The 12,473-nt window shown below is 60.1% G+C and carries 8 protein-coding genes; 4 read left to right on the plus strand and 4 right to left on the minus strand.

Annotation, left to right across the window (positions count from 1 at the left end; translation table 11 throughout):
• The first annotated feature begins 309 nt into the window (after nt 1–309).
• The 4 genes from AC06DS_RS09405 to AC06DS_RS09420 all read left to right on the plus strand — a co-directional run bounded on the left by AC06DS_RS09405 (nt 310) and on the right by AC06DS_RS09420 (nt 7,173).
• Complete coding sequence (locus tag AC06DS_RS09405) at nt 310–2,076, plus strand: mechanosensitive ion channel family protein (RefSeq protein ID WP_477100612.1); 1,767 nt, start codon at nt 310–312, stop codon at nt 2,074–2,076.
• A 13-nt stretch (nt 2,077–2,089) separates the two neighbouring features.
• Nucleotides 2,090–2,671 (plus strand): PH domain-containing protein, encoded by a 582-nt coding sequence (locus tag AC06DS_RS09410; protein WP_448307532.1) that lies wholly within the window; start codon nt 2,090–2,092, stop codon nt 2,669–2,671.
• A gap of 95 nt (nt 2,672–2,766) precedes the next feature.
• Nucleotides 2,767–4,614 (plus strand): dihydroxy-acid dehydratase, encoded by a 1,848-nt coding sequence (ilvD, locus tag AC06DS_RS09415; protein ID WP_293789872.1) that lies wholly within the window; start codon nt 2,767–2,769, stop codon nt 4,612–4,614.
• Nucleotides 4,615–4,719: 105 nt separating this feature from the next.
• A complete protein-coding gene (locus AC06DS_RS09420) occupies nt 4,720–7,173 on the plus strand; it encodes an ATP-binding cassette domain-containing protein (protein ID WP_477101200.1) in 2,454 nt (817 codons plus the stop codon).
• A gap of 26 nt (nt 7,174–7,199) precedes the next feature.
• On the opposite strand, the gene AC06DS_RS09425 is transcribed toward AC06DS_RS09420, so the two are convergent.
• From AC06DS_RS09425 to AC06DS_RS09440, 4 genes are all read right to left on the minus strand, one after another.
• Nucleotides 7,200–8,456 (minus strand): DoxX family protein, encoded by a 1,257-nt coding sequence (locus AC06DS_RS09425; protein WP_477100613.1) that lies wholly within the window; start codon nt 8,454–8,456, stop codon nt 7,200–7,202.
• Between the two features lie 94 nt (nt 8,457–8,550).
• A complete protein-coding gene (gene gatB / locus AC06DS_RS09430) occupies nt 8,551–10,068 on the minus strand; it encodes an Asp-tRNA(Asn)/Glu-tRNA(Gln) amidotransferase subunit GatB (protein WP_293789869.1) in 1,518 nt (505 codons plus the stop codon).
• Between the two features lie 46 nt (nt 10,069–10,114).
• Entirely contained in the window at nt 10,115–11,212 is a 1,098-nt protein-coding gene (locus tag AC06DS_RS09435; RefSeq protein ID WP_293789867.1) for an HNH endonuclease signature motif containing protein, read from the minus strand.
• Between the two features lie 166 nt (nt 11,213–11,378).
• Nucleotides 11,379–12,407, minus strand: coding sequence for an ATP-dependent 6-phosphofructokinase (locus tag AC06DS_RS09440; RefSeq protein ID WP_293789865.1), 1,029 nt, complete (start codon nt 12,405–12,407; stop codon nt 11,379–11,381).
• Nucleotides 12,408–12,473 lie beyond the last annotated feature (66 nt).

The raw sequence follows: 12,473 nt of genomic DNA on the forward strand, positions 1-12,473 counted from the left end.
GTGAGTCGGTTGTCGGGGGCGCCGTGTCGAGCTCGACGAGGAAGCTAGTGGCGCCCCTCGATAATGAGTACTCGTACTAGTTGCGTGGATTTCATGGCTCTAAATATAGCGCTTTCCAGCAAGACAGTCAAGCGTTTGACCACATGTTTCTCAAAGTATGGCGCCGTGATCTCACATATTGAACACCCTAAAACCGCCCCCGACCTGTGTTTCCCGGCGCCACGAGGCCGGCCGATCTCAAGCCAAAAACCGGCCTTTTGCCGACGACTGCCAGCTTCCCAACAGGCTCCCTGACTACGGTGGAATACCATGTTGAAGTTCTATGCTTTCCAACTCTGGGAATGGCTAGTCGTTCACGGCATTCCTTTGAGCGCATTGATAATTATCGCAATTTTGATCCCGCGCTTGGGTCGTTTGGCGATTCGCATTGTTAGCAGTCGATTTGACGAGGGCGAAGAGGCCACCAAGTCGCGCCTAGCTCTCGTCGGCGCACTGGTCTACGTATTGCAGGCAATTGCGTATTTCGCAATCATCATGCTGGGGCTAACAAACCTCGGCGTACCCGCAATGGGCGCTGCACTGCCAGCAACGGTGGTGTCGGCTGCCATTGGTTTCGGTGCGCAGAACGTGATTGGAGATTTTCTCGCGGGCTTCTTCATCATCTCCGAGCGTCAATTCGGTGTGGGCGACTTCGTCGCCTTCGACGGAACATCCAGCAACATTTCCGGCACCGTCGTCGGGCTGACATTGCGTGCCACGAAGGTTCGCACGGCTTCCGGCGAGGTCGTAACCATCCCCAACGGCTCAGCCGGTGTAATTACCAACTACTCCCAAGACTGGTCGCGCGCGGTGGTCGACCTGGCCGTTCCTCTGCAGCCGGGCGAGTCCATGTCGAAGCTAACGCAACGCGTCGAAACGACTGCAGGTCGCGCTTTGGAAGACGAATCGATTGCCGACGACGTGACGGGCGAATTAGAAGTTTTGCCCGCCACGGATATTGTCGCCCCCACCGCTGCTGGGCAGCCGTGGCAGGTGAACTTTCGTGTGATGGTCGTTGTGAACCCAGCGCGCCAATGGGCAGTGGAACGTGTTCTGCGGTCGGCGCTGGTCAACGTGTTCTGGGATCGCTACGACATGCCACGGGCGTTCCTCGGCGGTGCTGAAGCTCCCTCCACCGACCCCCGTAAGGCCGTAGCGGCAGAGCACGCGCTGGCTCCAACGGAAGTCTTGCCCGCTCAGCACTCCCACGCCGCCGCAAGCGACGCGGCTAAGGCAGAGCAAGGATCTACTCAATCCACAGTTAATAACCCGCTTCATCCCGCTTCGAAGGACGACGGTCCGGGAGTCAAGCCGCTTGATAGCGACGGTACCCTTGGCCGTACGCGAGGCGCACACGCTGGCCAGGTCACCTCGGACGGAACAGTCGCTGATACAGCCGCTAAAGGCAGCGCACATGATGCGGACATTGCCGCCGAGGCAACCGATGATAAGACAGGCTACGAAGAGCCATCCGAGTTCACGGGCATTTGGCGCAACGCTGAGTACAAGTCGAAGTTTAAGAGGCTAATGAGCATCGGAGGCCGTACCCGCCCATCAACGACGGGTCTGATCTTGGCACTGCTTCTGGTCGGCGGGTTGGCCTTGGCGTCGTCCAACCCGGAGGGTGGCGACACCGGATGGCTTTCCCCGGATTATTGGCGCGATCGCCAACCCAAGAGCGAATCGACAGTGGATCCAAAGGCAAATGAGACGTCCGACTCCGATGCAACGGGCGAGAGCGCAACCGCCGATAACGCAACAGAAAGCAATGCCACGGAGGGAAATGTCGCGGACAGCAGCGTGACAGACCGCAATGTGACAGACGGCAATGCCAACGAAAACAACTCCGAAGCAGGCGGAAACAGTCAAAGTGTAGACGGCGGCTCCTCCGGAAGCACCGCCGAAACATCCGCTGGTAATCCCAATAGACAAAACGGACAGGCGCGCACGAGTGCACCTGCTAATGGCGGGCAAAGCGCAACGCAAAACCCTAATGCGCAGAACGAGCCCAATGCGACCGACACCGCCCGCGGCTGATTAAATGACATACATGAGCTCGAAGGTTTTCCACCCCAGCCGTGAACACATCCTCGGCGGGATCGTCATGTTCCTGATCTGCCTACTTTTCACGGGCTATAAGGTCGCCTGGTTTTTCTGGGTTCCACTGGTGCCGCTAGTGTTTATTCTGTGGACTTTGCGAGTGCGCACCACCGTCACCGACAAAGCCATCACCACGCGCTACCTCTTCCGCGCAGGCAAAACCATGCAGTGGGAAGACTTCCGGGCGCTGCGCTTTAACCGAGCCGGACGCGCCTACGCAGTGGACAAGCAGGAAAATAGCTTCTGGCTTCCCGGCATTACTTTCAACTCCCTTATCGACCTACACAAGGTAAGTGGCGGACGTATCCCCGACCCTGTCACCCCAGCACGCGAAGCGACGGAGGACAAGGTTCAGGTGGTCAACAAGGACGGATACGCCGTTCTCATGGACAAGGACGAGTACAAGGAGTACGAAAAGCAGCGCCGCCGCGAAGCGGGAGTGGAAACAGAAGCTGAAGTACCGGAAGGCAGCTCCAAGCAAGGAAACGCCGAGCGGGGAAACGCCGAGCGCAACACTGAAACTAGCGAATAGCGCAAACCAAAATCAGCAGTTGCGCACGGTGGCCAGTCGAAAACTGCTAAAAACAGAACAGACCTTCAACGACGAAGACGAGAACCGAGAACAGCATGAATGCCATCCCCTTGAGATCCACCGTCACCACCCAAGGCCGTAACGCCGCAGGCGCTCGCGCCCTATGGCGTGCCACAGGCATGACGGACAAGGACTTCGAGAAGCCCATCATCGCCATCGCGAACTCTTATACACAATTTGTCCCGGGGCACGTGCACCTGAAAGACGTTGGCGAAATCGTCGCCGACGCCATCCGCGAGGCAGGCGGTGTGCCCCGCGAGTTCAACACCATTGCCGTAGACGATGGCATTGCCATGGGGCACGCGGGCATGCTCTATTCGCTGCCAAGCCGCGAAGTGATTTCTGATGCCGTGGAGTACATGGTCAACGGCCACGCAGCCGATGCGCTAGTTTGCATCTCCAACTGCGACAAGATCACACCTGGCATGCTGAACGCCGCCATGCGTCTGAACATCCCGGTGGTTTTCGTTTCCGGTGGGCCGATGGAGGCAGGCAAGGCTGTGGCTGTCGATGGCGTCGTGCAAGCTCCGACGGACCTCATTACCGCCATCTCGGCCTCTGCTTCTGACAAGGTTGATGCGCAGTCTCTGTTGGAAGTTGAGTCAGCCGCCTGTCCGACGTGTGGATCCTGCTCCGGCATGTTCACCGCCAACTCGATGAACTGCCTGACCGAGGCACTGGGGCTTTCGCTACCGGGCAATGGTTCCACACTGGCTACCCACGCCAAGCGCCGTGACCTGTTCACCAAGGCTGGCACGACCATCGTCGAACTCTGCCGCCGCTACTACGGCGAAGGTGACGCCTCCGTCCTGCCGCGCAACATTGCGACTCGCGAAGCGTTTGAAAACGCCATGGCACTGGACATGGCAATGGGCGGATCTTCGAACACCGTGTTGCACATCTTGGCAGCTGCCCAGGAGGGCGAAGTTGATTTCGACCTCCACTCCATCGACCAGCTTTCCCGCGAGGTTCCCTGCCTGTCGAAGGTTTCCCCGAACTCCGATTACCACATGGAGGACGTCCACCGCGGAGGCGGAATCCCCGCCATTCTGGGCGAGCTCTATCGTGCCGGCAAACTGAATGAAGGCGTCCACTCCGTCCACTCCGCCACGCTGAAGGAGTGGCTGCTGGCCTGGGATATCCGCTCTGGCGCCGCCACAGAAGAAGCCATCGAGTTGTTCCATGCTGCCCCCGGTGGGGTCCGCACGACCGAGCCATTCAGCACAGAGAACCGTTGGTCCAGCCTGGATACCGACGCAGAAGGTGGCGTCATCCGCGATGTAGAGCACGCATACACCACGGACGGCGGATTGGTTATCCTGCGCGGCAACCTCGCCGAAGACGGTGCTGTGATCAAGTCCGCGGGTGTTGACCCGTCAATCTGGCACTTTGAAGGCACCGCGCTGGTTGTTGAATCTCAAGAAGAAGCCGTACGTGTGATCCTGGACAAGAAGGTCAAGCCCGGACACGTGGTAGTCGTCCGCTATGAGGGGCCTGCCGGTGGGCCGGGAATGCAAGAGATGCTGCACCCGACTGCGTTCCTCAAGGGCGCTGGCCTGGGCAAGGAATGTGCACTGATCACCGACGGACGCTTCTCCGGTGGTACGTCTGGCCTGTCCGTCGGCCACATCTCCCCCGAGGCTGCGCACGGCGGACTGATCGGTCTGGTCCGCGATGGCGATCCCATCACGATCGACGTCCACGAACGTCGCCTCGAGTTGAACATCTCCGATGCTGAGATCGAGCAGCGCCGTGCCGAGATGGAGGCCTCCGACAAGCCCTGGACCCCCACCACCCGCCAGCGAAAGGTCACCAAGGCACTGCGCGCGTATGCCGCCATGGCAACTTCCGCAGACCGCGGAGCCGTCCGCGAAGTCAGGTAGTGCCCTGCCGGCAGCCATTGTGGCGTCCGTAGACTGGGAAGTATGCAAGATTCCACCTCCCAGTCCCCCGCACACAACGCAACAGATGGTGGCAGCACGGATGGCATGATCCGCGTCCGCGACGCGCATCTGCGAAATCTCAAACATCAGAACGTTGAGCTTCCGCGCAATGCGCTTGTGGCAGTGACGGGTGTTTCTGGATCGGGGAAATCTTCACTTGCGTTTGGAACGCTGCATGGGGAGGCACAACGCCGGTATCTGGAGTCGGTCGCACCGTTCGCACGGAGGTTGATCGGTGGAGCCGTGGACCCGCGGGTCGGTTCCGTGGAGGGGCTACCACCGACGGTCGCTTTACAACAAGGCGCATCCGCGGGAGGGGCGCGCTCGACGGTAGGAACGGTATCGAACCTGTCGAATACGATCCGTCTGCTGTACTCCCGATGCGGGGAGTATCCGTCGACGTTGCGGAAGCGCCGTGGCCGGCTGGATTCTGATTGCTTCTCTCCTAACACCACGGTCGGTATGTGTCCGGAGTGCCAAGGCACTGGAGTGGTGCATGAGCCGACGGAGGAATCGATGGTTCCGGATCCGTCGCTCAGCATCGACGAAGGCGCCATCGCAGCCTGGCCGGGTGCCTGGTTGGGTAAGAACTTCCACGATATCGTGGCGGAACTTGGATTTCCGATGGATATTCCCTGGCGTGACATTCCGCGTGCCGACCGAGATTGGATTCTCTTCACCGATGAGCGCCCCGTCGTAACAATCCATCCACATCGCGGGGCGGATCAGATTCAGCGAACATATGAAGGCACCTGGCGTTCGGTGGCCTCCTATCTGCGGAAGACATTGGCCGAAACAGGATCCGACTCCACGCGCCGGCGGGTGCTATCGTTTATGCGCTCGTCACGCTGCGGCACTTGCAAAGGGCGTCGGCTAAATACCGAGGCGCTTTCCGTTAACTATCTCGACTACCCCATCGATAGCCTCGGAGCGCTTCCTTTAGAGGAGGTGGTAGAGCATTTCATAGAGCGTCGAGCCGACCTCCCAAACACATCCAAATCCCCCGACGGCGCAGCCGCCGAAGCCGAGAGGATCCTGCTGGATCAGGCAATTCCCACATTACAGTCGGTGGTGGATTTGGGGCTCGGACATCTCAGCCTGGATCGAGCGACGGCGACACTGTCAGCGGGCGAGCTGCAGCGACTCCGATTGGCGTCTCAATTGCGCTCGGGACTCTTCGGCGTGGCCTATGTACTGGATGAGCCCTCTGCGGGGCTGCACCCCGAAGAACGCCGCGCAGTGTCGAAACTTATCCGCAGGTTCCTGGACGCGGGCAACAGTGTCCTTCTCGTCGAGCACGATATGCACCTAGTTGCAGAAGCCGACTGGGTTGTCGACGTCGGTCCTGGTGCAGGCGAACTCGGCGGCGAGGTACTCTACTCCGGCCCCGTCAGTCCTACAACGGGACAGCGCGGACTGGCCGAGATGGATTGCCCCACCGGACGAGCACTCTCCGCCGGGCCTTTGGAGCTGACCAGCGACTCTAAGGCTCGCACCCCTTCCGGGGCGCTGGTACTCCGGGACATCAACCAGCGCACCCTGGACAATCTCACCGTAACTATCGGCCTCGGCACGTTCACCGCTTTCACGGGCGTATCCGGTTCCGGCAAATCCACCCTCCTCCAGGTTCTCGCCAGTACTCTACGCGAACAAGTCAAGACAGCCGTGAACGATGGAGACGTGGAATCGAAGGAGAAGAACAGCGGCGGTGAAAGCCATAGTGTCGACCGGCTAGTACAAATCTCTCAGAAGCCCATCGGCAGGACTCCTCGCTCTTGCCTTGCAACCTATACCGGGCTATTCGACCGCGTTCGGAAATTGTTCTCCCAGACCCGCGAGGCGAAGCAGCGCGGGTGGACCGTCTCCCGATTCTCCTACAATGTCACCCAAGGGAGGTGCCCGACTTGCAGCGGCGAAGGGCAGATCGAGATCGAGTTGGTCTTCCTGCCCGGCAGCTATGCTCCTTGTCCAGACTGCCACGGTGCACGATACAACGCGGAGACACTCGAAGTGACGTGGAACGGGAGGACGATCGCGGATGTACTGGGGCTGACGGTCGCCGAAGCCAAAGACGTTTTCGCGAACGAAGAGCCGATCGCTCGCGCTTTGCAAGCGCTATCTGCTGTGGGTTTGGATTATTTGCGGCTCGGCCAGCCGGCGACGGAGCTATCCGGTGGCGAAGCTCAACGGATCAAGCTGGCGACCGAGCTGCAGCGTGCGCAGCGTGGGCACACCGTGTATCTCATGGACGAACCGACCACTGGATTGCACCCCGCGGACGTAGACCTGCTGGTGGCAGAGATGCAGCGCTTAGTCGACAACGGGAACACGGTGGTGATTGTGGAACACGACATGCGCGTTGTCGCCCAGGCAGACCGAGTGATTGAAATGGGACCAGGTGCAGGCGCGCGCGGAGGGCAAGTTGTGGCAGATGGAAGCCCCGCCGCAGTGGCCCAAACGGACACCGCGACGGGGCGGATACTGGCCGAGCGCAGTTGAATGCTACGACGACAGAAGAACGTTCCCTAGTTGAACGGGTTACCTCCGCCGACCGCGAGCCAGAGACCAGCAGTCGCCGCCACTGCAACCACGAAGAAGATCCACGCCGAGGCTAGTGGACGAGTTGCCCATCCTCGGCTGCGATCAAGACTGATACGGCCAGGACCGACGAAAATAAGGCTGATCGAAACCACTGTCAGAACGACCCATAGCTGGATATAAGGGCTCATTCCATATGGCCAAAGGGATCCTTGGAAGTTGTTGAGGTTGTGGAATGCCATGAAACCTGCAACCACCGTAGCCAGCGCCGCACCGAACGGTGTGAGTAGACCAAGCAACAGCAGTCCACCGGCTACAACCTGCGCTACTGGGATGCCGATAGCCAGGATGTCCGCGAAGTTGTAGTTCTCCAGCTGGGTCTGGAAGACATCCACGCCGGGGTCTCCGCCGAAGGAGAATAGCGTCTGCAGTCCACGAACTAGCAGGTATGCGCCTAACGCTGCCCGAAGCACGAAGAGGCCAAAGCTTGTGGTTCCGCGCTTCGCGGTTGCAGAAGCGTCTTCCGTGGGCGTCCCCACAGTGTCACCTGGCTCTGCGGTGTTCTGCGTTCCAACCGCTGCCGGTGCCCCAACGGCTGCGGGCGCCACAACAGTCTCAGGCGCAGTAGTGCTCTCTGGAGCAGCTGCGGTCTCAGGCGCAGCAACTGCGGATCTCTCCGTTTCCTCGGGTGCGACGCCGGCCTCTAGTGGGCGCTTCTCCTCAGGCAAGGACTGGTTGCTAGCTCCCGAATCTGGATACTGCGCAACGTCGGAATCATCGATCTTGTCCCAGCGATCCTCCGCAGTCGTACTAGCGGCGCCAGTGGCGCTTGCCGCGCCAGCTGTGCCGGCTGCCGTGGATTTGGTGGGAGCGTCAAGGTTAGTCAGATCTACGTCAGAATCCTTGGACTCAGCGGGAGCAAGTTCCGCTGCCCTGCTCTCAATTCGCTGGGGCCGGGCGCGACCAGCCAAGGCGTAGATATCCCGCTTCGCGGGTTTAGGCTTACCTTCCGCGGCTGATTCTGGAGCTGGCGCAGCCTCAGCTCCGGGCTCGTCCTCAACTTCGCTCGGCTTCTCAATTTTCGTCGAACCGGCTGAGGGCTCGTCTGCAGCAGGCTCCTCAGCGGCGGGCTCATTCGCTTCACGACGGTAGACCGGCACGTCGATGTCATTGTGCATGTCATCCGCCAGATCGTCATCTGGACTAGTGGGCCTAGGGTTGTTTGGCTTCGCGTTGTTATTCACGCCACCCAGACTATTCCGACCTTTAGAGCTTGTGGGGGAGGTCACTCGGCATGTCTCGGACGCTTAAATAGCAGCAGCCCGCTTTGCTGCCCCTTTAGCTGAGCTTCTTGGCAATAAGTTGGTTCACCTGAGCAGGGTCAGCCTTGCCCTTAGTGGCCTTCATCACGGCGCCGACAATCGCACCAGTGACCTTCTTGTTGCCTGCGCGGTATTTCTCCACGATGTCGGGGTTGGCAGCAAGTGCCTCATCGACGGCAGCTTCGATGGCGCCGTCATCGCGGACAACTTCCAAACCACGAGCGTTTACGACCTCATCGACGTCGCCTTCACCGGCTAGTACGCCGTCCACGGCCTGGCGCGCAAGCTTGGTGGTCAGCTTGCCCTCATTTACCAATGACGCCACCCGCGCCACCTGGGCTGGCGTGATGTCTAGCGCAGACAGTTCCACGCCCTGTTCGTTTGCCTTTCCTGCGAGGTAGGAGACCCACCAGGAACGCGCCTCATCGGGCTTGGCTCCCGCTTCGACGGTGTCGATGACGAGATCGAGGGCACCGGCGTTGACCAGGTCTCGCATCTCTTCGTCCTTCAGTCCCCATTCCTTTTGAATGCGGGCACGGCGAATCCACGGCATTTCCGGCAAGGTGGAGCGAATCTCCTCCACCCATTCGGCGGGCGCCAGTACGGGTGGTAGATCCGGGTCGTTGAAGTAACGATAATCCGCCATGGTCTCCTTCGGGCGCCCCTTGGAGGTGGTTCCGTCGGTTTCCTGGTAGTGGCGGGTTTCCTGCACGATCTCCACGTCGTTGACAAGGCATGCTGCCTGACGCTGCATTTCAAAGCGCACTGCCTGCTCAACGGACTTCAGGGAGTTGATGTTCTTCGTCTCGGTGCGCGTGCCATATTCAGTGGTTCCCACGGGACGCAGCGACAGGTTCGAGTCGACGCGCATGGAGCCCTGATCCATGCGCGCATCGGAGACACCCAGGGCCTTCACGAGATCGCGCAGCGCAGAGACGTATGCCTTCGCAACCTCGGGAGCGCGTTCGCCGGCGCCTTCGATCGGCTTGGTCACGATCTCAATCAGCGGCACTCCGGCGCGGTTGCAGTCTACGAGGGAGGCGGTTGCGCCATGGATGCGACCGTCGGCACCGCCGAGGTGCGTCAGCTTGCCGGTGTCCTCCTCCATGTGAGCGCGTTCAATCTCCACGCGCCATTCGGATCCGTCTTCCAGGACAACATCCAGGTACCCGTCGTAGGCGATCGGCTCGTCATACTGGGAAATCTGGTAGTTCTTCGGCTGGTCCGGGTAGAAGTAGTTCTTCCGCGCGAAGCGAGACTTCGGAGCAATCTTGCAGTTCAGTGCCAGGCCAATCTTGATTGCCCATTCCACGCCCAGCTTGTTCACTACCGGCAGCGCACCCGGCAGGCCAAGGCTGCACGGGTCAACGTTGCTGTTAGGTGCATCGCCGAACTCTGCGGAAGAAGTGGAGAACATCTTCGTCTTCGTTGCGAGTTCGACGTGGACTTCCATGCCCATTACCGGGTCGAAGCGCTCCAGCACTTCGTCGAAGTCCATCACATCATCGGAGTAATCGTAGACAGGCGCAGTCATGCCAGCCATCTTAATACGTCCCCGCTGCTGTGTGTCGTTGGGGTCGCTACCGCTGGGCGTCCTTGGGCGCTGCCCGCCCGGGTGGCAACCAGGTGACGCGTCCGCTTACCCGCGCCATCCTCCCTCGGTTTGGCTGTCCATTTACTCCGTTGTGGTACGGGCATAAGAGCGACATGTTCTCGGGGTTCGTTTCCCCTCCTCGTGCAAATTCCTGAAGGTGGTGTACTTGGCATTCACTCGCAGGACGCCCACACCCCGGCCAGGCGCATTGCGTCGTTTCGGCTTCCAGCATTCGGCGCTGCTTTTGTGACGCCAACCGCCTCACCCGATATAGGTTCACCGGTCCTTGCTCCGCCGATATCAGAGTTATGTAATCCCCATTCCTCAATTCAACGCCGTTCATTTCAACGCCGCTCAACTCGGAGGCGCCCAACTCGGCGGCGCTCACTTCAACGGCATGCGGCTCTACCCCGCTGGCTTCTGCGAGGCGTCGGGCGACGTATTCCGCTCCGGTGAGGACTGCTCCATTGGTCGCACGTAATTCCACTTCATCGCCCTGACCGCTAAGCACCTGCATGTATTCGTCTAGTCCGACGACAACATTGGTGGTCAGCGTGCTGCGCTGAATGGTTCGATTCTCGGTTAACCATGCCAATGGGTCTAGGCGTGCAGACTCCCAGATCTCCGACATTTCGTGTGCCGGACCGGTGAACTGGATGGTGGTCTTCGTTCCGTGGAGGATGCGACGTCCGCCATCGTCTGGCACTCGTGGCCCTTGCATGCGGCGTCGAAGCTGTGTGGCGCGGCGAGAGATCGCCGTCAGGTCTCCGGCTGTGTTGCACAGTTGCTCCGTGAAGACGTAGCGATGTTTGATACCCAATGTGCGCGCCCGCTCGGCAATGAGCATCAGCACGTCCAGGCCGTGACGATTGCGGCGCGCAGCTTCCAGCGCGCGCTTCTTGTAACGCGAATACGCCGGCCCGGAGAAGTGCTCCGCCGCCCGCGCCACTCTCCTAGCGAGTTCTTTTTCCAAGGGCAGCTGCTCGGCAGGAACGCCAAAGGCTTCGCTCAGCAGATCAGCGCCGTGGCGCTGGGCCGCTGCCACTTGGCGCTGAAGCTCCCCGAGCTGCCGCAGTTTTTCCATAGCGCCAACGCTAAAACATCGCGCCTTTTCTCGCCCCGCCGCAAGAAACTCCCTGTGGATAATTTTCACCGAAAAAACGGTTTTCCACAGGGAAAACAATTCTCCCTTGACAGGCGCCCGACTCCTATGCCTTGCCGTCCGCTCTAGTGGATGGCGCGGTGTGTCACTACCCGAACAGGGAACGTGCCGTCTCGTAGCGCTTCTCGGGAACTTCCTTCAACGTTCCGACGGCTTCTTCAAAGTCAATCAGATCAATGTCGCCGCCCTTAAGCGCCACGACCTTGCCGAAATCGCCGTTGATTGCAGCCTTGGTGGCGTTCACGGCAAAACGCGTTGCCAGTACGCGGTCGAACGCAGTGGGCGTACCGCCGCGCTGGATGTGTCCGAGGACGGTGGAACGCACGTCGGTATCCAACCGGTTCTCGATCTCCTTGGCAATCAGCGCCGACATGTTCTGGAACTTCTCATGGCCGAACTGATCCACTTCACGCTCCGCAACCTCCAGGGTGCCTTCCTTCGGCAGCGCTCCCTCGGCGACAACGATGATGCCGTACTTCTCCCCCAGCTGGAAGCGGCGTGCCATGCGACGGCAGACGTCATCAATGTCGAATGGAAACTCCGGAATGAGGATCTCGTGCGCACCGCCGGCCATGCCCGCGTGCAACGCAATCCAGCCAACGTGGCGGCCCATGACCTCCACGATCATCACGCGATCGTGTGATTCAGCGGTAGTGTGCAGGCGATCAATGGCATCGGTCGCGACGGCGACGGCAGTGTCAAAACCAAAGGTGTAATCCGTGCCGTTGACATCGTTGTCAATGGTCTTCGGCACGCCAATCACCGGGACTCCGTTGTCATGCAGGAAGCGCGCGCCCTTGAGTGTGCCCTCGCCGCCGATGGGGATCAGAGCGTCGATGCCCGCGTCAGCGAGATTAGCCTTCACGCGGTCGATGCCTGCCATAAAGTCTTTCGGGTGCAGGCGACCGGTACCCAAGATGGTGCCTCCGCGGCGCAGAATACGATCGATGAAGTCGTCGTCGTACAACTGCACACGACGATCTTCCAACAGTCCCTGCCAGCCGTCTTCAAAGCCAACGACGGTATGGCCTTCCCCTGCCGCCGTACGCACAATGCCTCGGATGACGGCGTTCAATCCTGGGCAGTCTCCACCACTGGTCAAGGTCGCAATACGCATGCTTCAAAGTTTAGCGATATGGCGTCGGATCTGCCGGACGGCAAGGGAATGTACGCCTATGGACGC

The sequence above is a fragment of the Corynebacterium sp. TUM25015 genome (genome assembly GCF_056393505.1).